Origin of the sequence: Bacillus sp. 7705b (assembly GCF_002289525.1) — a bacterium.
Classification (GTDB): domain Bacteria; phylum Bacillota; class Bacilli; order Bacillales; family Bacillaceae; genus Bacillus; species Bacillus halotolerans.
Genome location: NZ_NSDH01000028.1, coordinates 36,407 through 57,274, shown reverse-complemented (window position 1 = coordinate 57,274; position 20,868 = coordinate 36,407). Strand labels below are relative to the sequence as shown.

19 protein-coding genes are annotated in these 20,868 nt (G+C 42.6%); all 19 read right to left on the bottom strand.

Features of this window, described 5'->3' with window-relative positions:
- Positions 1-276, bottom strand: a complete 276-nt coding sequence (gene rulR / locus CJU60_RS11520; protein ID WP_010334283.1) for a glucose-induced regulator RulR — start codon at positions 274-276, stop codon at positions 1-3.
- Positions 277-289: 13 nt separating this feature from the next.
- Complete coding sequence (gene nusA / locus CJU60_RS11515; RefSeq protein ID WP_095713844.1) at positions 290-1,408, bottom strand: transcription termination factor NusA; 1,119 nt, start codon at positions 1,406-1,408, stop codon at positions 290-292.
- Between the two features lie 33 nt (positions 1,409-1,441).
- Positions 1,442-1,912, bottom strand: a complete 471-nt coding sequence (gene rimP, locus CJU60_RS11510) for a ribosome maturation factor RimP (RefSeq protein WP_024121427.1) — start codon at positions 1,910-1,912, stop codon at positions 1,442-1,444.
- A 332-nt stretch (positions 1,913-2,244) separates the two neighbouring features.
- On the bottom strand, positions 2,245-6,558 hold the full coding sequence (locus CJU60_RS11505) for a PolC-type DNA polymerase III (RefSeq protein WP_024121426.1): 4,314 nt from the start codon (positions 6,556-6,558) through the stop codon (positions 2,245-2,247).
- A gap of 107 nt (positions 6,559-6,665) precedes the next feature.
- Positions 6,666-8,360: a proline--tRNA ligase gene (gene proS / locus CJU60_RS11500; protein WP_024121425.1), complete on the bottom strand. Its 1,695-nt coding sequence runs from the start codon at positions 8,358-8,360 to the stop codon at positions 6,666-6,668.
- A 32-nt stretch (positions 8,361-8,392) separates the two neighbouring features.
- On the bottom strand, positions 8,393-9,661 hold the full coding sequence (gene rseP, locus CJU60_RS11495; RefSeq protein WP_095713843.1) for an RIP metalloprotease RseP: 1,269 nt from the start codon (positions 9,659-9,661) through the stop codon (positions 8,393-8,395).
- Positions 9,662-9,667: 6 nt separating this feature from the next.
- Positions 9,668-10,819: a 1-deoxy-D-xylulose-5-phosphate reductoisomerase gene (dxr, locus tag CJU60_RS11490; protein WP_024121423.1), complete on the bottom strand. Its 1,152-nt coding sequence runs from the start codon at positions 10,817-10,819 to the stop codon at positions 9,668-9,670.
- Between the two features lie 60 nt (positions 10,820-10,879).
- Entirely contained in the window at positions 10,880-11,689 is an 810-nt protein-coding gene (gene cdsA / locus CJU60_RS11485; protein ID WP_081638302.1) for a phosphatidate cytidylyltransferase, read from the bottom strand.
- 3 nt (positions 11,690-11,692) lie between these two features.
- On the bottom strand, positions 11,693-12,475 hold the full coding sequence (locus CJU60_RS11480) for an undecaprenyl pyrophosphate synthase (protein ID WP_024121421.1): 783 nt from the start codon (positions 12,473-12,475) through the stop codon (positions 11,693-11,695).
- 130 nt (positions 12,476-12,605) lie between these two features.
- The gene (frr, locus tag CJU60_RS11475) at positions 12,606-13,163 is read right to left on the bottom strand and encodes a ribosome recycling factor (protein WP_024121420.1); all 558 of its coding nucleotides are present in this window, start codon (positions 13,161-13,163) and stop codon (positions 12,606-12,608) included.
- A gap of 1 nt (position 13,164) precedes the next feature.
- Positions 13,165-13,887, bottom strand: a complete 723-nt coding sequence (pyrH, locus tag CJU60_RS11470) for a UMP kinase (protein WP_010334275.1) — start codon at positions 13,885-13,887, stop codon at positions 13,165-13,167.
- A 145-nt stretch (positions 13,888-14,032) separates the two neighbouring features.
- Positions 14,033-14,914: a translation elongation factor Ts gene (gene tsf, locus CJU60_RS11465; protein ID WP_024121419.1), complete on the bottom strand. Its 882-nt coding sequence runs from the start codon at positions 14,912-14,914 to the stop codon at positions 14,033-14,035.
- 99 nt (positions 14,915-15,013) lie between these two features.
- The gene (gene rpsB, locus CJU60_RS11460; RefSeq protein WP_024121418.1) at positions 15,014-15,754 is read right to left on the bottom strand and encodes a 30S ribosomal protein S2; all 741 of its coding nucleotides are present in this window, start codon (positions 15,752-15,754) and stop codon (positions 15,014-15,016) included.
- A gap of 143 nt (positions 15,755-15,897) precedes the next feature.
- Positions 15,898-16,401 carry a Swarming motility protein SwrB gene (locus CJU60_RS11455; protein WP_095713842.1) on the bottom strand — a complete coding sequence of 168 codons (504 nt, stop codon included), beginning with the start codon at positions 16,399-16,401 and terminating at the stop codon, positions 15,898-15,900.
- Positions 16,402-16,430: 29 nt separating this feature from the next.
- The gene (gene sigD / locus CJU60_RS11450) at positions 16,431-17,195 is read right to left on the bottom strand and encodes an RNA polymerase sigma-28 factor SigD (protein WP_010334270.1); all 765 of its coding nucleotides are present in this window, start codon (positions 17,193-17,195) and stop codon (positions 16,431-16,433) included.
- Positions 17,196-17,217: 22 nt separating this feature from the next.
- Entirely contained in the window at positions 17,218-17,718 is a 501-nt protein-coding gene (gene cheD / locus CJU60_RS11445) for a chemoreceptor glutamine deamidase CheD (protein ID WP_024121416.1), read from the bottom strand.
- Entirely contained in the window at positions 17,715-18,344 is a 630-nt protein-coding gene (gene cheC, locus CJU60_RS11440; RefSeq protein WP_024121415.1) for a CheY-P phosphatase CheC, read from the bottom strand. The genes cheD and cheC overlap by 4 nt, the downstream gene beginning before the upstream one ends.
- 18 nt (positions 18,345-18,362) lie before the next feature.
- Complete coding sequence (gene cheW / locus CJU60_RS11435; protein ID WP_024121414.1) at positions 18,363-18,833, bottom strand: chemotaxis protein CheW; 471 nt, start codon at positions 18,831-18,833, stop codon at positions 18,363-18,365.
- Between the two features lie 21 nt (positions 18,834-18,854).
- The gene (gene cheA, locus CJU60_RS11430) at positions 18,855-20,867 is read right to left on the bottom strand and encodes a chemotaxis protein CheA (RefSeq protein WP_095713841.1); all 2,013 of its coding nucleotides are present in this window, start codon (positions 20,865-20,867) and stop codon (positions 18,855-18,857) included.
- Position 20,868 lies beyond the last annotated feature (1 nt).

The following is a 20,868-nucleotide window of genomic DNA, read 5'->3' as shown; positions in this document are numbered from 1 at the left end:
TTATTTTTTCACCTTTTCCGCCAGTTCCAGCAATTCTTCGAAAATCTGGTCATCGATTTGTGATTGAAATTGATTTTGCAAAGTGTTTTTCTTTTTTGCTGCTAAGATGCACTCTTTATCCAGCGTTAAATAAGCACCCCGCCCGTTCTTTTTCCCGGTCGGATCTACTGAGATTTCGCCTTCTTTTGAACGTACAACTCGGATTAGTTCCTTTTTAGGCTTCATTTCTCCAGTCACTACACACTTGCGTAACGGGATCTTTTTGTGTTTATTCACCTAAGGTCACCTCTTATTCATCCGATTCAGCAATTTCAGGCTCCGTAAAGAGCGGCTCTTCGTCGTCTTCTTCAAGTTCTCTCGGATAGATTCCAAGCTCTCTTGCGTCTGTTTCGCTCTTAATATCAATCTTCCAGCCTGTCAATTTAGCAGCTAAGCGTGCGTTTTGCCCTCTTTTGCCAATCGCCAGAGACAGCTGGTAATCAGGAACAATAACAGTTGTCGCTTTTTCTTCTTCATTCACGATGACATCCAGCACTTTCGAAGGGCTGAGCGCATTCGCGACAAATTCTACAGGATCATTCGACCAGTTGACAATGTCAATTTTTTCACCTTTTAATTCATTGACAATCGCCTGTACACGCTGGCCTTTAGGACCGACGCAAGAGCCCACCGGATCCACATCAGGATCATCAGTGCGAACAGAAATTTTCGAACGGTCGCCTGCTTCTCTGGCAACAGATTTCAGCTCTACAGTTCCATCATAAATTTCCGGCACTTCGATTTCAAATAAACGCTTCAAGAGGCCTGGGTGTGTTCTTGACACATAAATCTGCGGGCCTTTCGTCGTTTTTTCTACTTTTGTGATATACACCTTAATGCGGTCATGAGGCTTATAGCTTTCATTCGGCATTTGTTCATTAACCGGCAGCAAAGCTTCAATTTTGCCCAAAGACACATAGATAAATTTATTGTCCAGGCGCTGGACGATACCAGTCATGATGTCTTCTTCACGGTCAATAAACTCAGAATAGATCACACCGCGTTCAGCTTCGCGCACACGCTGTGTCACGACCTGCTTCGCTGTTTGGGCCGCAATGCGTCCGAAATCCTTAGGCGTTACTTCAATCTCTACAACATCGCCTACCATATATTCCGGGTGGATGCTTTGCGCCTCTTCGATTGAGATCTCCAGTCTTTGATCGTATACCTCATCAACGACATCTTTTCTTGCGAATACACGGATTGTACCTGTTTCACGGTTCAAATCCACCCGTACATTCTGCGCCTGATTAAAATTTCGCTTATAAGCAGAAATTAAAGCAGCTTCGATTGCTTCAATGATAATTTCTTTGCTGATGCCTTTTTCTTTTTCAAGAATGGTGAGAGCATCTAGTAATTCACTGCTCATGTTAACGGTCTCCCCCCTTAAAACTTGTATTCATTAGAATGTTACAGCTAATCTTGCGTTAGCTATTTTTTCATACGGAATATCGATCCGTTTCTTTCTTGTTTTGATTGTCATCTCAACTGTCACTGTTTGTCCATCGAATTCAGCCAGCTGTCCTTCAAACACTTTTACGCCGTCAATCGGCTCATAGGTCTTAATGTATACATTTTTCCCAAGTGATTTTTCGAAATCGGCTTTTTTCTTTAATGGACGCTCAGCTCCCGGGGATGAAACCTCAAGAAAGTAATTTTGGCTGATTGGGTCTGCCTCATCAAGCTTCTCGCTTAGAGCTTCGCTTACTTTGGCACATTCCTCAATATCCACACCGTCATCGGAATCAATAAACACGCGAAGGAACCAGCTTTGACCCTCTTTGACAAATTCAATGTCAACGAGTTCGAGCTGAAGGCTGTCTACGATTGGCTGAGCCATTTCTTGAACGGTGTCAGTCACTTTTTTGCTCATGTTCTTCCTCCTTGTGCTGTCGATATCATATTCGTCTCGTCACTCTGCATAAAAACCCTGCTTCAAAAGAGCAGGGGCTTTAAAGTAAACGATGAACATGTCGAGACAAAATTGTCTTGTTCAATACAAAAGAGCGGGTTTCCCCACTCTTTGCCTCGGTAATCGTTAGCATTTCCAATAAAACTATACCATAACCATATTTTTATTGCAAATGGATATACGTTACCTTTACGCTGTTAAGCTGATCACAGGGGCTCTACTCATACGATTGCACTTTTGCCGCTCATGTATGCATAAAAGCCGAATTTCTTAAGAAATTCGGCTTTTATATGCTAAAACAGCGATAATTGGTTTTGATCCGGCAATGACTCCAAACAGCCGTGACGATCTAAATACTCTAAAATCGTTTTTGATACTTTCCCTCTCTTTTGCAAATCTTCTTTTGAGAGAAATTCTCCTTCTTCACGGGCCTTTACAATATTTAGAGCGGCGTTCGTACCTAATCCAGGAATAGAATTAAACGGCGGGATCAGGCTGTTGCCGTCAATAATAAATTCCGTTGCGCTGGAGCGGTATAAATCGACTTTTTGGAATGAATAGCCTCTTTCACACATTTCCAGCGCTAATTCTAATACTGTGAGAAGGTTTTTTTCCTTCGGCGACGCATCAAGCCCTTTGGAGTTGATATCCTCCATTACAGCTTTGATTGCTGTGGAGCCTTTGATCATTGTATCAATATCAAAGTCGTCTGCACGAACCGTAAAATAAGCCGCATAATACAGAAGCGCGTGATGCACTTTAAAGTAAGCAATACGGACCGCCATTAATACATAAGCCGCGGCGTGGGCTTTCGGGAACATGTATTTAATCTTTTTGCAGGAATCGATATACCAGTCTGGTACATTGTTATTTTTCATTTCTTCTTCCCATTCAGGCGTTAAACCTTTTCCTTTACGGACAAATTCCATAATTTTAAACGCCAGTGACGGCTCGAGCCCTTGATAGATTAAATAAACCATAATGTCATCACGGCAGCCGATCACCTCACTCAGCTCACAAATATTATTGTGAATGAGCTCTTGCGCATTGCCGAGCCATACATCTGTTCCGTGAGACAGCCCTGAAATCTGAACGAGCTCAGAAAACGTTGTCGGCTTTGTGTCTTCAAGCATTTGCCGGACAAAGCGGGTTCCGAATTCAGGAATTCCCAGGGTGCCCGTTTTACATCCAATCTGTTCCTGTGTGACACCGAGTGATTCGGTTCCTTGGAAGATTTTCATTACTTCAGGGTCATCTGTCGGAATCGTTTTTGGATCAATTCCGCTTAAATCTTGAAGCATACGGATTACCGTCGGGTCATCGTGCCCCAGAATATCAAGCTTCAGCAGGTTGTCATGAATGGAATGGAAGTCAAAATGAGTCGTTTTCCATTCAGAACCTGTCGCATCTGCCGGAAACTGAATCGGAGAGAAATCATAAATATCCATATAATCCGGAACTACGATAATACCGCCAGGGTGCTGTCCGGTCGTCCGTTTTACACCTGTACAGCCTTGCACAAGCCGGTCGATTTCGGCGCCGCGCATATGGAGATTATTGTCGCCGGCATAGCCTTTTACGTAACCGTAGGCTGTTTTTTCTGCAACCGTGCCGATCGTTCCCGCACGATATACGTTGTCTTCTCCGAACAATACTTTTGTATAATTGTGGGCCTGCGGCTGATATTCCCCTGAGAAATTCAAATCGATATCAGGTACTTTATCCCCTTTAAATCCCAAGAACGTTTCAAACGGAATATCGTGCCCGTCTTTTTTCAAAGGCGTTCCGCAATGAGGACACATTTTGTCAGGCAGGTCAAAACCTGAACCGACAGATCCGTCATTAAAGAACTCAGAATGCTGGCATTCAGCACATATATAGTGCGGCGGCAGCGGGTTCACCTCTGTGATCTCAGTAAGTGTCGCAACTAATGAAGAACCTACCGATCCCCGTGACCCTACCAGATACCCGTCATCGAGAGATCTCTTTACGAGTTTATGAGAGATCAAATAAATAACAGCAAAGCCGTGGCCGATGATACTTTTCAGTTCTTTTTCAATACGCGCTTCAACGATTTCAGGGAGCTGCTCTCCGTAAATGCTTCGTGCACGCTGATAGCTCATTTCCCTGATCTCTTCATCAGCGCCTTCGATTTTCGGCGTATATAAATCATCTTTAATCGGCTTGATGTCTTCAATTAAAGACGCAACCTTTTGTGTGTTGGTGACAACGATTTCCTTCGCTTTTTCTTCTCCTAAGAAGGAAAAGGCTTCAAGCATTTCATCTGTCGTTCTGAAATGCACTTTCGGGAGTTCGTGTCTGTTCAGCGGATTCGCGCCGCCCTGAGAGGATACTAAAATCTTTCTGTAAATTTTGTCCTCATCATTCAAATAATGAACATTTCCTGTTGCGACAACAGGTTTATTAAGCTTTTCACCGAGTTTGGTGATATTCGTAATGATTTCTTTCAGCGATTTTTCATCGCGAACCAGTTCTAGCTCAAGCAAGTGGCGGTACACCTCAGGCGGTTGAACCTCGAGATAATCGTAGAATGACGCAACATCCTCCACCTCTTCCGGCGACTTTTGCATCATGCCTTCAAAAACCTCTCCTCTGTCGCAAGCTGAACCGATCAGAAGGCCTTCCCTGTATTTCTCAAGCTGAGATCTTGGAATACGCGGCACTCTGTAAAAATAATGAATATGGGAAAGTGAAACGAGCTTAAATAAGTTTTTCAAGCCTGTGCTGTTCACCGCCAGCACTGTTGCATGATACGGTCTTGACCTTTGATAAGCGTTGGACTGACCCATATTTTCATTCAGCTGGTCATGATACTGAATGCCCTTTTCAGCAGCATCCTCCAGCATTTTCAAAAGCAAATAAGCGGTTGCCTCGGTATCGTAGATCGCGCGGTGGTGCTGTGTAAGTTCAATGTTAAACTTTTTACACAGCGTGTTCAGACGGTGATTCTTAAATTCCGGATAAAGAAAACGGCCGAGCTCCAGTGTATCAATGACAGGATTTTTTGCTTTTTCAACTTGGAGAAGCTTTTTGAAAGCAACGTTTAAAAATCCCATATCGAAGCTTGCATTATGGGCGACGAGAATATCATCGCCAATCCATTCTCTGAAATCTCTTATCACGTCTATTACATCCGGCGCGTCGACCAGCATATCATCAGTGATGCCTGTCAGTTCAATGATTGTCGCCGAAAGCGGACGATGCGGGTTGGCAAATGACTCAAACTTATCAATGATCTCCCCGCCTTTCACTTTTACAGCCGCCAGTTCAATAATCGTATCATACACAGCGGAAAGTCCGGTTGTTTCGACGTCAAAAACGACATATGTTTCTTCATCAAGCAAACGGTGTGCGGGATTATAAGCAATCGGCACCCCGTCATCCACGATATTTGCTTCCATTCCGTAAATCATTTTAATTCCATGTTTTTGGGCAGCAGAATACGCATCTGGGAAGGATTGAACGACAGCATGGTCAGTCAAAGCGATCGCCTCATGCCCCCATTTTTTCGCCTGTTCAACAAGCTTTCCGATGCCTGTTACAGCATCCATTTGGCTCATTGGGGAATGCAGATGCAATTCTACCCTTTTTTCTCCTTCAGGCGCCGTGTCTTCACGGTTTTTTGCTTTTATCTCATTTACATCGTTTGCAATCATGACCAGATCTCGGACAAAGGTGTCGTTTTGAATGCTTCCGCGCGCTTTTACCCACATGCCCTTTTTCAGAGACTTCATCAGGGCCGCATCTTCTTTTTCTCTTGCAAACATTTTAATTAAGATACTATTTGTGTAGTCAGTAATTTTGAAGATGCACAGCGTGCGCCCGCTTTTCAGTTCTCTGGTTTCCACATCAAACACATAACCCTGAACCGTAATTCTCCGTTCCTCGTCCATTATGCTGTCAAGTGTTCTGATTTCCTCGTTATCTTTAATTTGATAGCCGATAACAAGAGGCCCTGAAGGAGCTTGATCTTCATCACTTTCTTTATCTTTCTTCTCCATTTCAATTAAAGCCTGCATCGCCCGTTCTTGATCTTCAGCTAGCTTTTGTTCCCGAAACTTTTGCACTTCTTGATCAGATACAAATATTTCAGCATCAAGCTGAAAATCCGGAAACCCAAATTGACGGTATCCCGCTTGAATCATCGCACTGTATTTGTTCTTAAGAGCAGATGCTTCTGTATCCGTTTTTGTTTTGACAATCAGTTTGTTGCCCTTCAGCTTTGGTTTTTGCTGGCTTAAGAGACTGATAATCGGCGGTGAAATGCCTTGCAACTCTTCAATGCAGCGTGTCCAGTAATCCTGCACGAGGCCTTCATCAACCTCGGCATCATGCACTTCGATTGAAGACGTCACTTTTGCAATATGGGCAAACGATTGCGTCAGCCTCATGGTTAACATGTCATATATTTGATAAGGCAGCAAAGATTTAAATTTAAAATGAAAATGCCAAGATTTAGATGCTTTGTGTATCGTCAGCTTTTTAATCTCGCCATCTTCAAAGTATGTCATGAAGGTATCATCTGTCATATTAATCTGCTGCAGAAGAATTTGAAACTGCCTTCTGTTTACTGATAACTGTTCCATTAAGACAGTATCCCCCCTAAAAACATCATAAGTGAAGGTACCTCAGGCAATGAGGTACCTTCTATTATTTCTATTTTAACATGTTTTTTGATAAATCGTTATGGTGTTTACTGCTTGCTGATAAAACCAGATAACTCATCAACAGAAACTTCTGTTGACTCACCTGTTTTGCGGATTTTCACTTCCACAATTCCTTCATCAGCCCGTTTGCCGACAGTAATACGGATTGGAAGACCGATTAGATCCGAGTCAGCAAATTTTACGCCGGCGCGTTCCGCACGATCGTCATACAGCACTTCATAGCCTTTCGCCTTTAAATCAGCGTACAGCTTTTCAGCCAATTCTTTTTGCGCATCGTTTTTGATATTCAGTGCAAGAATATGAAGATCATACGGCGCGACGCTTTTTGGCCATATTAAGCCTTTTTCGTCGTGATGCTGTTCAGCAATAGCAGAAAGGGTTCTGGAAACACCGATTCCGTAACAGCCCATCAGCATTGGCTGTGCTCGTCCGTTTTCATCTAAATATGTCGCATTCATCGCTTCAGAATAACGAGTTCCAAGCTTAAAGACTTGTCCGACTTCGATTCCTTCTGCAAAACGGATCGTGCCTTTGCCGTCTGGTGACGGGTCGCCTTCCTTAATAAAGCGAAGATCGGCAAATTCTTTAATTTGCGCATCGCGGGTTACGTTGACATTTTTATAATGATAATCTCCTTCATTCGCACCGGCAACAGCATTAACCATTGCTTTAACAGCGAAATCTGCATAGACGTCAATCTCTTGATTCACACCGATAGGTCCGACAAAACCAGGCTCTGTTCCAAGCTGCTGAACGACCTCTTCATGAGAAGCAAGTTCCATAACCTCTGCATGCAGGAGATTCTTCACTTTAATATCATTCACTTCGTGATCCCCTCTTACAAGCACCAGAACAAAACGGTCATCCGCTTTAAACAATACCGATTTAATGCAGGCTTCAGCTGAAACCTGTAAAAATGCAGTCAGCTCATCGATCGTTTTCACATTAGGAGTGTGCACTTTTTCTAAAGCGATAGGCTCTTCATTTGAAGTGACTTCCTGATAAAGAACTTCAGCCATTTCGATATTGGCTGCATATTGTGATTCATCAGAGTACGCAATGGTATCCTCTCCGATTTCAGAAAGTGCCATAAACTCATGTGTATCTTTTCCACCCATGGCACCTGAGTCAGCGATAACAGGTCTTACATTAATGCCGCAGCGGGCGAAAACATTAGAATACGCATTGTACATTTTTTGATATGTTTCATCCAAGCTCTCTTCAGAAGCATGGAAAGAATAAGCATCCTTCATAATGAATTCGCGGCCTCTTAATAAACCGAAGCGCGGGCGTTTTTCATCCCTGAATTTAGACTGGATTTGGTACAGAGTCAGAGGGAGACGCTTATAGGATTTAACCTCATCGCGAACGAGTGAAGTGATCACTTCTTCATGCGTTGCCCCTAAAGCAAATTCACGGCCGTGACGGTCTTGAAGTCTCATCAGTTCAGGACCGTACGTATACCATCTGCCTGATTCCTGCCATGTCTCAGCCTGCTGCAGCGCGGGCATAAGCATTTCTACAGCGTCGATTTTTTCCATTTCCTCACGGACGATCTGCTGAATGTTTTGAATAACCTTATACGCAAGAGGCATATAGCTGTATACCCCGCTCGTATTCTGTCTGATAAATCCTGCTCTTAGAAGAAGCTGATGACTTTTCGCTTCGGCATCAGCTGGAACTTCACGGAGCGTAGGAATAAGCGTCAAGCTTTGTCTCATTTCTTCGCACCTCTGATTGATTTACTTTTCATTTACAAAAACAGCCGCTGGATATCGTTCCATGTAACGACCAGCATAAGAAGCATTAGGAAAGCGACTCCGATAAACACCACAAAGGCTTCTTTTTCTCTGTTGATCGGTTTGCCCCGAATGGCTTCTATAAATAGAAACAACAGTCTTCCGCCGTCAAGAGCCGGAATCGGAAGCAGGTTGACGATACCTAGGTTAATACTTAAAAATGCAGCAAACTGGAATAAATTAATGATTCCCGTTTTTGCCACTTGGTCTGTCATATCGTATATGCCGACAGGACCTGAAAGCATATCAATTTTAAATTGTCCTGTCACTAATTTACTGAGATTTGTTAATATCGCTTTTGTAACATCAACAGTTGATGTTGCACCATAAGCAACTGCTGAGAGAACGCCTTTCTCAGTTGGCGCGTAAGAACCAAAGCGGCCGATTGTTTTTTTGTTCTCATCTTTAACGGCTTCCGGAGTAACTGAAATGTGGAGGGTTTTTTTATCTCTATTTACCTCAACGTCAATTTCTTTTTCCGGGTTTTCTTTTACCGCAGAGACAATGTCGGTCCAGGACCTCATCTTCTCTCCGTTAATGCTTTGAATGTAATCTCCTTCTTTTAGCCCTGCTTCGGCTGCCCGTCCGTTGTCTGTCAGTTGTCCAAGCATAGGCTCATTTGACGGAACACCCTGAATCAGCCCAAGCATCACTAAAATGACATAAGCCAATATGAAATTCATAATCGGACCTGCGGCAATCGCCTTAATTCGCTGCCACACAGGTTTGGAACCAAACTGGCGGTTATACGGCGCGATCTGAACTTCTTCTCCGTCTACAATGAAAAAGGAGGTTTCACTCACAGTAAAGCTGGAAAGCTCATCCTCTTTCCCCTGTTCATAGCCGGTGATCTTCATGTCATGCTCTAGGTCCGCCGTTTCCACCTCGATAATTAAAGCATCCGGGTATTTTTCCTTTTGATTGATGATGACTTTTTCAACCTGATCCTCTTTGTTAAAAAGAAGCCCGATCGTGTAGCCGGGTTTCACCTCAATCATTTCCGGATCTTCGCCGGCCATGCGGACAAACCCGCCGACCGGGAGAAGTCTGATCGTATACACCGTTTCATTTTTTTTGAATGAAAAGATTTTTGGACCAAAGCCGATCGCAAATTCACGGCACAAAATTCCCGCTCTTTGGGCTAACAACAAATGGCCCAGTTCATGGAAGAAAACGAGCGTTCCGAAAATAATGATAAACGCTATAACTGTATTCACGAACATACCACCTTATGTGAGTATTGAATTGACGTATCCCCGGGTATCTTTGTCCACTTCCTGAATGTCTGCCAAGCTAGGCTTTTGAATAAGCTGATGGCGGTTTAATGCCTTTTCGATACAGTCTTCAATCGCTAAAAACGATATCTTGCCCGCTAAAAAGGCGGCGACAGCCACTTCATTTGCCGCGTTTAGCACAGTCGGCATTGTTCCCCCTATTTTACCTGATTCAAAGGCAAATTGTAAGCAGCGGAACCTGTCAAAGTCAGCTTTCTCAAAATGAAGACTGCCGATTTCCCACAGCTCGAGCCTTTTGGCGTCTGGCAATGGCAATCGGTCGGGATAGGTGAGCGCATATTGAATCGGAACCCTCATATCAGGAGTGCCGAGCTGTGCAATCACACTTTTGTCATGAAACTCTACCATGGAATGGATGATGCTCTCCTTATGTAAGACCACATCGATTTGTTCATATGGAATATCGAAAAGCCAATGCGCCTCAATCACCTCTAATCCCTTATTCATCATTGTAGCCGAATCAATTGTAATTTTTGCACCCATTGACCAATTCGGGTGCTGTAATGCATCTTCAATTGTAACTGATTCGAGCTGCTCCCGCGTCTTGTCCCGAAAACTTCCGCCGGACGCCGTAATGATAAGGCGATCAATGTTTTTAGCCTGTTCGCCTTGTAGGGCTTGAAAAATGGCTGAATGCTCACTGTCAACGGGCAGCAGCGGAACATTGTATTTCTTAGCATGTTCTTTAACTATATGCCCGGCAGTGACAAGAGTTTCCTTATTTGCAAGCGCAATTGTTTTTTTCTGTTCGATCGCCTTTAACGTAGGGATGAGACCGACACTTCCAAGCAAGGCATTGACAACAATATCGACTTCCTCCATAACTGCCGCTTCAATCAGGCCTTCTTCTCCAAGCCCGATCTGGCAATCAAATGAAAAAGAAACTTGTTTTAATTTGTGATATGTATCCAGATCACCGACAGATACAAACTTCGGCTGAAAGGCCTCTATCATCGGCACGGCCTTATCAATATTTTTGCCGAACGACATAGATACCAGCTGAAATTGGTCTTGGTGCGTACGCAATACGTCAAGAGTCTGTTCGCCGATTGATCCTGTTGCTCCTAAAAGACAAATATTTTTCAAAGTGCCACTACTCCTATTCTTTTTGCTGCATATTCAGTCTCATATTCATATTAGACTTTTTTATGAAAAAAGGGCAAGCAGAAAGTACAAGAAAGGCATGACAAACAAAAAACTGTCAAAACGGTCTAGCACACCGCCATGCCCGGGAAGGATCTTCCCAGAATCCTTTACATCGTAATGTCTTTTCAGAGCGGATTCTACTAAATCCCCAATCTGTCCGAAAACAGACAAAAACAGTGTGATCAAAAGCAGATAGAAATATGGGATCGGCAGGTTTGCGACAAGCTGAAAAATCGTCGAAAGTACAAGTGCAATGACGATTCCGCCTACAAATCCCTCAACTGTTTTATTAGGGCTGATTTCAGGCCACAATTTTCGTTTCCCAAGCGATTTCCCGACAAAATATGCACCGGAATCAGTCGACCAAATCACGACACAGGCATAAAAAATGTATGTCAGCCCGTGCTGATCAAGGTTTCTGATTTCAATAAAATAATGAAAACACATTCCGATGTAAATCGTTGCAAGGGTAATAAAGCCGACTTCATCAAAGGTAAAAGTGTTCTTCACCAATACTGTGTACGTCAGTAAAATCAGTACTGCGAACAAAGCCGTTTCAATTTTCGAGATACCATTCGCTTCAAAAAAAGAATACTGGCTTGGCATTAAGAACATCCATAACAATAAAAGACTGATCAATCCAGGCAGTGAAACAAGCTTAAGTTTTTTCATCCGCAAAAGCTCAAAAAGTGCTACACTGCCCATTGCATAAACTAATATGGTGAACGGCAAATTCCCGACAATAACTAAAAATAAAAATACAATTGCTGCCAGAACACCTGTCAAAATTCTTTGTTTCATGTCCACCATCCTCTAAATTCCGCCAAACCTCCGGCCCCGTTGCTGATATTCTCCTAACGCCTGCAAGAAATGATTTTCTTTAAAGTCAGGCCACAGAACGTCAGTAAAGACAAATTCACTGTAGGCAACCTGCCAAAGCATAAAGTTGCTTAGTCTAATCTCGCCGCTCGTTCGAATTAAAAGTTCAGGATCCTGCAAAGATTCAGTCATTAAATGATTAGAAAAAAGCGATTCATCAATGTCTTCTATTTTCAAAGAACCATCCTTCACTTTTTCCGCGAGTGTTTTTGCAGCAGTGACAATTTCAGTACGCCCTCCATAGTTGAGAGCAAAATTAAGGATCAGCCCGTCATTTTGCGCCGTATCCTTTACAGCCTTTTCAATCGCACGCATTGTGTGCGGCGGCAAGGCTGATTCATCTCCTATAATCCGGACCTGCACATTCTCCTCAACAAGTTCCGGTAGATACGTATTTAAAAACTCTTCAGGAAGCTTCATCAAAAAATCAACTTCCATTTTTGGCCGCTTCCAGTTTTCTGTTGAAAATGCGTACAGGGTCAGTACTTTGACACCCAATTCGTTAGCAAGCTTAGTTGTCCTTTTAACCACCTTCATTCCTTCGTGGTGGCCTGCAATTCGGGGGAGAGAGCGTTTTTTAGCCCAACGGCCATTTCCATCCATTATAATGGCGATGTGTTCGGGGATTTCTCCCTTAAGTATGTCTTCTTTTGTATAGCGTTCTAAGTTGGAAGCCGCAGTTTGCTGGTTCTTCCAATTTTTGAGTATGTTGAGCATGAGATTCCTCCGTCACCCAAAAAGGTTGCATTCCCTGCTGATAACTAATGTAATCAACAGTATTAACAAAAAAACCCCCTGTAAACATGAGAGGGTCTTTTCACTATTATCTATTGTACATAGTTTTTCATTAAACTTCCATGATTTCTTTTTCTTTGTCTTTTGTGACACTGTCAATTTTTGACACATATTCATCTGTCAGTTTTTGAACATCTTCATTGGAAGCACGCAGCTCATCTTCAGTGATGTCTCCGTTTTTCTCAAGTTTTTTGAGATCATCGTTCGCATCACGGCGTACATTTCGTACAGCTACTTTTGCGTCTTCAGCATATTTTTTTACAACTTTGACTAATTCTTTACGTCTTTCTTCTGTTAGCGCAGGAATCGCAATGCGAATCATATTGCCGTCGCTCGTTGGCGTTAAGCCTAAATCCGCTTTTAAAATTGCTTTTTCGATATCACCGATTGCTGACTTGTCGTATGGTGTTATGACCAGCATACGAGCTTCAGGCACGTTAATAGAAGACAGCTGATTTAAAGGTGTCTGCGCTCCGTAATATTCAACTGTTACTTTATCTAATAAAGATGGGTTCGCACGGCCTGCGCGTACAGTAGCCAATTCACGCTGATAAGCAGCAATTGCTTTTTCCATTTTTTCTTTCGTTTGTGTTAATACTTCTTTTGACACGTTATTTCCCCCTCACGATCGTTCCGATTGATTCGCCTGTCACGGCGCGTTTAATATTTCCTTCTTCCATAATAGAAAAGACGATTAGCGGAATGTCATTATCCATGCATAAAGATGATGCTGTTGAATCCATCACTTCCAAGCCGTCTTTTAAAACGTCAAGGTAAGAAAGCGATTCATATTTTACAGCTGATTCATCTTTTCTAGGATCAGCATTATACACACCGTCAACATTGTTTTTAGCCATTAAAATAACGTCTGCTTCAATTTCAGCAGCGCGCAGTGCAGCTGTCGTATCAGTTGAGAAATATGGGTTTCCTGTACCCGCAGCAAAAATAACGACACGTTTTTTCTCTAAGTGGCGTATCGCTTTTCTTCTGATATACGGTTCAGCAACTTGTCTCATTTCAATGGATGTTTGCACTCTGGACTGGATTCCGAGTGTTTCCAAGCTGTCTTGAAGAGCAAGCGAGTTCATCACTGTCGCCAGCATCCCCATATAGTCTGCAGTTGCGCGGTCCATGCCCAGGTCACTTCCTGTTTTTCCGCGCCATAAGTTGCCGCCGCCTACTACAACAGCCACTTCGACTTCAAGCTCAGCGATTTCTTTCACTTGCTTTGCAATGGATTGAATGACAGTAGGGTTAATTCCGTTACCCTGTTCCCCTGCCAATGCTTCCCCGCTAAGCTTTAATACGATACGTTTGTATTTTGGTTTTTCCATAATAACCTCCAAGTGTAAACATTGCCGTTTTCTATTATGCAAGAGAAAAAAAGGTTTGTAAATATAGTTTTAAAAATAGGGAACACAAAGTGTGTCCCCTATACTGCCTGAAAAGACGCGACTTGATCGCGACATCTTTTCACCATTATTTTTTCACTTGGTTCATTACTTCTTCAGCAAAGTTTTCTTGACGTTTTTCGATACCTTCGCCAACTTCATAGCGAACGAAAGTTTCAACAGTTGCATTTTTCGCTGCAACAACTTGTTTCACTTTTTCATCTGGGTTTTTAACGAATGCTTGGTCTAAAAGACAAATTTCTTCGAAGAATTTGTTCAGACGGCCTTCAACCATTTTCGCTACGATGTTTTCAGGTTTTCCTTCTTGAAGAGCTTGCTGAGTTAAGATTTGACGCTCATGGTCTGTTTCTTCTTCTGATACTTGGTCACGAGAAATGTAACGAGGGTTAACCGCAGCAACATGCATTGCGATATCTTTCGCAGTTTCTTCGTCAGTTGTACCGTTAAGAACAGTTAATACGCCGATGCGTCCGCCCATGTGAAGGTAAGCACCGAATGCGGAGCTGTCATCTTTTGTAAGAACAGCAAAGCGGCGAAGCGTGATTTTCTCACCGATTTTAGCAACTGCACTTGTAATGTACTCTTCTACAGTAGAGCCGTTGTCCATTTTTTGGCCCATTGCTTCTTCAACATCTGCAGGAGTGTTTGCAAGAAGGTGGTCAGCTAATGTGTTAAGAAGCTCTACGAAGCCTTCGTTTTTCGCAACGAAATCAGTTTCAGAGTTTACTTCTAAGATAACACCTTTGTTGCCGTCAGTTTTAATAAGAGTTGAACCTTCTGCTGCGATACGGTCAGCTTTTTTCGCTGCTTTTGCAATTCCTTTTTCTCTAAGAAGGTCAATTGCTTTGTCCATATCTCCATCAGTTTCAGTTAACGCTTTCTTACAATCCATCATACCCGCGCCAGTTTTTTGACGCAGTTCTTTTACTTGCTGTGCAGTAATAGCCATTTGTATTCCTCCTTATATGTTTAAACAAGATATGTATCATGACATTTTTCTTGAAAAAAGGTGATAAAAGGCAGTCCCTCTTATCACCTTTTGAATAGGTTACGCAGTTGTTGTTTCAGTTTCTGGTGCAGTTTCTTCAGCAACTTCCGCTTCTTCTTCGCCTTGCTTCGCTTCTAAGATTGCATCTGCCATTTTAGAAGTTAGAAGTTTAACAGCGCGGATAGCGTCATCGTTCGCAGGAATAACAACATCGATTTCATCAGGATCACAGTTAGTATCTACAATTCCGATGATAGGGATGTTTAATTTGCGAGCTTCCGCAACAGCGATGCGCTCTTTGCGAGGATCGATGATGAACAATGCATCAGGAAGATCCTTCATTTCTTTAATTCCGCCTAGGAATTTTTCAAGACGCTCTAATTCTTTTTTCAATTGAACGACTTCTTTTTTAGGAAGTACTTCAAACGTACCGTTTTCTTGCATTTTTTCAATGTCTTTAAGACGTTTAATACGTTTTTGGATTGTTTCAAAGTTTGTTAATGTACCGCCCAACCAGCGTTGGTTGACATAGTACATGCCAGAGCGTTGAGCTTCTTCTTTAACAGAATCTTGAGCTTGTTTTTTTGTGCCGACGAAAAGGATTCTTCCGCCTTCAGCAGCAAGATTTTTAGTGAAGTTGTAAGCTTCCTCTACTTTTTTGACTGTTTTTTGAAGGTCAATGATATAGATTCCGTTACGCTCCGTGAAAATGTAACGCTTCATTTTTGGGTTCCAACGGCGTGTTTGGTGACCGAAGTGAACACCAGCTTCAAGCAATTGCTTCATAGAAATGACTGACATGTTATTTCCTCCTAATATAATGGTTTTTTTCCTCCGCTTAGGTCATTTTTGTGCAGAACTGCCGCCTGCAGCACCCTCTGCATAAATCGTTAAGCGTGTGTATTTAACACCAAGACATAATATAACACAGCTTTATGCGACAATCAAGAATCCTTTACAGCTTTGGAGCGAAATTTTAAAAATAGCTCGATTTCTGTCTTTCCGCTTTTCAATTTCTGAGCAATTTCACTAGCTGAATATCCCTGTTCATATAATGCCATAACTTCATCTTCAAATGATCGGGCATCGCTGTTTACGTTCTCTTCCGCCCTCTCAACCTCGTTGATCAGACCTTCGATATGCTCGGGAAGAGCGTTGTTTTCTTCCTGAACAGCACCTCGCTCTGAATGTTGTTCAGCCTGCTGATGCTCTTCCTTCTGTTTTTCTTCAGTTTGAACAGAAGGTACATCCAAGTTGTCTATCAACTTCTCATTTTCTTCTTTTAGTTCAAGAAGAAATGCCGCAAGTGTGTTCTCCGTCTCTTCCAGCAGCTTCTTTTGCTGTTTTTCTGTTTCTTTCACAGCTGCGAGCCTCATATACAGGATAATGACAGCGTACAGAAGAACGCCGTGAAGCGTGAAGCTTAAAAGCCATAATAGTGTTGACATGTTTTTCACTCGCTAATCATGAGAATTCTTTATTGAATTACTTTTTCAAGCAGATTCTTTAATTTAAATAGTGCCTTTGAATGTATTTGTGATATACGGGACGTAGAAAGATTCAATACCTGTCCGATTTCTGTCAATGTCAATTCCTCTTTATAGAACAAACTGACCACAAGCTGTTCTTTTTCAGAGAGTTCGTGAATTTTGTCCGCAAGCTGCGCAATCAGCTCATCTTTCATGATCTTTTCTTCCGGCGGGACATTTTTGTCATCTCTGATCATGACCTGGATGTTTTCCCCGTCATCCTGATCATGAAGCTTTTCGTCAATTGACAGCAGATTTGCAAAAAAACCTTCATTCATTGTTGACACTACATCCTGTTCCGTCATTCCGAGTTCCTCTGCAATTTCTGCGGGCGATACATTCCGAAGATAGCGCTGTTCAAGCTTTTCAATCGCAGCTTCAACCTTCTTTGTTTTTTCACGCGAGGTTCTGGGCAGCCAATCCTCTTTACGAAGCCCGTCAATAATTGCACCGCGAATTCTAAACGAGGCGTAGGTATCAAATTTTAAGTCCCGGCTGGGGTCAAATTTTTCAAGGGCATCGTATAAACCAAGCATACCAAGGCTCATAAGATCGTCTTTATGCACTGATTTTGGCAGTCCGACAGAAATTCTGCCTACATGATATGTGACAAGCGGCATGTAACGGCGCATTAAATCATCACCGGCCTTAGGATCTTTCCACTCTTTCCAGCGCGACCAAAGCACCTGATCTTCATAATTCAAGGATTGCATTGTTATCCCCCTAATACCTTAATTAAATCGTTTTTTCACCTTGTTTAACAGTTCGAATATGCAGCATACAGGACTTCGGTTCAAATTCTATCGTCCGGCCGCTTGAGCCTCCCGTATCTTCACTGATAATCGGAATATTATATAATGACAGCTGTTCCTTTATCGCTAAGACATTTCTCGGTCCGATCTTCATCAAATCATTCGTCATTTTAAATTTAAACATCTCTGATCCGCCGGCAAGCTTTGCTTTTAACGCAAACTTTCGGCAGCCCGCTTCTACCAGCATATCAATCGTAGCTTTTACAGCGGTATCGGCATATTTTGCCCGATTGAGTTCAGCTGTTTTTGATAACGTCGAATCCGGCAGCATGACATGGACAAGCCCCGCCGTTTGCTTTTCTTTATCGTAAAGCACCAGCCCTACACACGACCCTAAACCAGACGTCCGGATTGAATCCGGGAAGCGGGCGATCTTCACGTCCGCAATTCCAACCTTTACAACAGCAGCCTCAGTTGTACTCATAATGAAGCACCCAAGGCGACAAAGAGCTTTTCAAATGAATCATAGTCCGGCAGCATAAACATATGCGCTTTTAGCTCCTGCTGATGGCTTTGGTCAAAAATTGACGTATCAACAACAATTGCATGTTCCCCAACCTGACTGAGCTCCATCAGACCTTCACTGATGACAGCACCGAACATGTCCAGTGAAACTTCTGGAACACTCGGGTAAAGCTGGAGTTTCGTCAAATCAGCCAATGCCGTTAAATATGATCCTGCTAAAATATTGCCCAGTTCATGCAAAGCGGAAGAACTCATATGATCTTCACCCAGGTTTTCTATATCAAAATCCGGGTTGCCGATCAGCTCTCTAATAAACTGCTCCGCCTGATAAAAAGGCATTATAAAGAACATTGAGCCCGTCAAATCGCCTTCCATTCTTAAAAAGATGCTGGCGACCGGCATTTCTGCTCCGCCGAAAAAGTCTACAAGTTCATCAAATGATAGTAACTTTGCAAACGGGACTTCCATATCAATCTTTCTATTTAACAGCTGGGCCATTGCAGAAGCAGAGTGGCCGGCTCCGATATTGCCGACTTCCCGCAAAATGTCCATCTGCTCTTCTTTGATTCCATTAAAAATACTCATGTCATAACCCCTTTAAGATTAAGCCTGATCGGGCACAGCGGACTGAGATGATTCTTTATCCAAAACCGCATTTGCATCAATAATATTTAAGAGCCTGTTCTCTTGTTTTACAATCTGTTTGATCGACACATACGTGTCTTTTTGAACACTTTCCGGAGCGGATTCTATTTCACTTTCATGAACTGTTATAACATCATTTGCTTCATCCACTATCCAGCCCACTTCAATATCACGATAAGCAATAATGATAATTCGTGTTTCATCGGTAATTTCATACTCAGGCAAGCTGAGACGCTTTCTTAAATCAATAACCGGAGTCACCACGCCGCGCAAATTGATCACTCCGCAAATATAAGGTTCAACGCCTGGCACTCTCGTTGGCTTTTGCCATTTCTCAATTGATTTCACCTGAGTGACAGAAATGGCATATTCTTTGCCATTTACCATAAAGACAATCATTTTTTCGCCTGTTTTAATTTCTGCAGTCATGTGAGACACCTCCTCGTATGGTTAAATAATCAGTGCATTACAATCGATAATGAGCGCTACTTCTCCGTCTCCTAAAATAGTAGCTCCGGAAATTGCAAAGACGTTTGTTAAATAATCTCCGAGTGATTTCAGCACAACTTCCTGCTGGCCAATAAAGGAGTCCACCACAAATGCAGTAGGTTTGTCGCCTTTTTTCACGACAATGATATGGAGCTGTTCCGCATCTTGTCTTGTATCTTCTATTTTAAACTCTTCTTTTAAATAAACGACAGGGACAATATGCCCTCTAAAATCGATTACTTCACGGTCATGCGTTTGCAGAATATCTTTTCTGTCTATAACTGCCGTTTCAATTATAGAAGAAATCGGAATCGCAAATGTCTCTTCTTCCAATTTGATCAGCAGAACTGAAATAATGGACAGTGTAAGCGGAAGTTGAATGCTGAATAGTGATCCTTGTCCTTCTGCAGATTTCACACTGACTGAACCGCCGAGTGACTCGAGTTTATTTTTCACAACATCAAGCCCGACACCCCGCCCGGAAATATCCGAAATTTGATCAGCAGTAGAGAACCCCGGAGCAAATATCAATTCATAAATTTCATTGTCTTCTAAGGTTTCAGCTTCTCTTTCTGTAATGACACCGCGCTCAAGCGCTTTTTCAAGGATTTTTTTGCGATTAAGGCCTGCCCCGTCATCCTCTACTTCAATAAAGACATGATTTCCGCTGTGATAAGCTTTCAGCACAACTTTTCCAGACTCAGGTTTTCCTTTTTGCAAACGCGTTTCCGGAGACTCAATTCCATGGTCAATACTGTTTCTGATTAAGTGAACGAGCGGATCTCCAATTTCATCAATTACTGTTCGATCGAGTTCTGTTTCCGCGCCGATGATGGAGAGTTCGATTTTTTTATTCAGCTCTTTTTGAAGCTGGCGAATCATTCTTGGGAAACGGTTAAAAACAGTTTCAACCGGAACCATTCTCATATTGAGAATAATAGACTGCAAATCGCCGGAAATTCTCGTCATTCGCTCGACTGTTTCAGTCAATTCATTGTGCTCAAGCTCTTTTGCAATCTGCTCAAGACGCCCGCGGTCAATGACAAGCTCTTCAAATAAGTTCATTAAAGAATCAAGCCTGTCGATATTGACACGAATTGTTTTAGACCCGCCTGATGTATGCTTCGACTGTTCATCGTTTTTAGCAGGCTGCATTGGTTTGTCCTGCTTAACAGGTGCAGCAGCTGGTGTATCCGCCTGAGGCTCTTCCGGTTTTTCAGCTGGTTGTAAAGGTGAGCCCTGAATAATTTCAACATGCTCGACCTCTGAAACTCCGTTGATGATCTGTTCAACGTCTTCAGCCGTTTGATTCGTTAAGAAGCAAACCTGGAAGTCAGTGCCGAAATCTTCCGTCTCAAGCACTTCCGCACTCGGTATTGTTTTGGCTACTTCTCCGATCTCATTGAGCTTCTCAAAAACCATATATACACGAACCGCTTTTAACATACAGTCTTCTTTCAGAGAAATTGTGATTTCATACCGTTTGAAACCTTGCTCCTCCGCTTCTTCTATCACTGTTCGTTCAAACTCATCATATCCCCAATCAGATGCTGAACCCTTCGCTTCAGCAGGTTCCGCTGAAGCAGCAGTCTCAGCATGCGCACCGTTCACGTCAAGCTTTGCGCTCACTTCAGAGATATCTCTTTTACCATCCCCGCCGTCAATAATAGACTGAACCATTGCTTCCAGATGATCCAGCGCTTCAAACAAGATATCCATCCAGTCTGATGTAACTGCCATATCTCCGTTTCGAAAAGCATCCAATACGTTTTCAAGCAGATGGGTTAAATGGGCTAAATCCGTATACCCCATCGTTGCGCTCATACCTTTTAGTGTATGAGCAGCCCTGAATATATCGTGGACGAGCTGAAGATCTGTCGGGTCTTTCTCTAAAAGGAGAAGCTTTTCATTACATGTTTGTAAATGTTCTTTACTTTCATCAATAAAGACATCTAAATATTGATTCATATCCATT

Excerpts from the sequence above, each read along its gene's own strand:
- proS (WP_024121425.1), bottom strand. The coding sequence starts at position 8,360 with ATGAGACAAAGCTTGACGCTTATTCCTACGCTCCGTGAAGTTCCAGCT.
- cdsA (WP_081638302.1), bottom strand. The coding sequence starts at position 11,689 with ATGGTGGACATGAAACAAAGAATTTTGACAGGTGTTCTGGCAGCAATT.
- CJU60_RS11480 (WP_024121421.1), bottom strand. The coding sequence starts at position 12,475 with ATGCTCAACATACTCAAAAATTGGAAGAACCAGCAAACTGCGGCTTCC.
- rpsB (WP_024121418.1), bottom strand. The coding sequence starts at position 15,754 with ATGTCAGTCATTTCTATGAAGCAATTGCTTGAAGCTGGTGTTCACTTC.
- sigD (WP_010334270.1), bottom strand. The coding sequence starts at position 17,195 with ATGCAATCCTTGAATTATGAAGATCAGGTGCTTTGGTCGCGCTGGAAA.
- cheW (WP_024121414.1), bottom strand. The coding sequence starts at position 18,833 with ATGACTGCAGAAATTAAAACAGGCGAAAAAATGATTGTCTTTATGGTA.
- cheD (WP_024121416.1), bottom strand. The coding sequence starts at position 17,718 with ATGAGTACAACTGAGGCTGCTGTTGTAAAGGTTGGAATTGCGGACGTG.
- rseP (WP_095713843.1), bottom strand. The coding sequence starts at position 9,661 with ATGTTCGTGAATACAGTTATAGCGTTTATCATTATTTTCGGAACGCTC.
- rimP (WP_024121427.1), bottom strand. The coding sequence starts at position 1,912 with ATGAGCAAAAAAGTGACTGACACCGTTCAAGAAATGGCTCAGCCAATC.
- pyrH (WP_010334275.1), bottom strand. The coding sequence starts at position 13,887 with ATGGAAAAACCAAAATACAAACGTATCGTATTAAAGCTTAGCGGGGAA.
- nusA (WP_095713844.1), bottom strand. The coding sequence starts at position 1,408 with ATGAGCAGTGAATTACTAGATGCTCTCACCATTCTTGAAAAAGAAAAA.
- CJU60_RS11455 (WP_095713842.1), bottom strand. The coding sequence starts at position 16,401 with ATGTCAACACTATTATGGCTTTTAAGCTTCACGCTTCACGGCGTTCTT.
- cheA (WP_095713841.1), bottom strand. The coding sequence starts at position 20,867 with ATGGATATGAATCAATATTTAGATGTCTTTATTGATGAAAGTAAAGAA.
- tsf (WP_024121419.1), bottom strand. The coding sequence starts at position 14,914 with ATGGCTATTACTGCACAGCAAGTAAAAGAACTGCGTCAAAAAACTGGC.
- cheC (WP_024121415.1), bottom strand. The coding sequence starts at position 18,344 with ATGAGTATTTTTAATGGAATCAAAGAAGAGCAGATGGACATTTTGCGG.
- CJU60_RS11505 (WP_024121426.1), bottom strand. The coding sequence starts at position 6,558 with ATGGAACAGTTATCAGTAAACAGAAGGCAGTTTCAAATTCTTCTGCAG.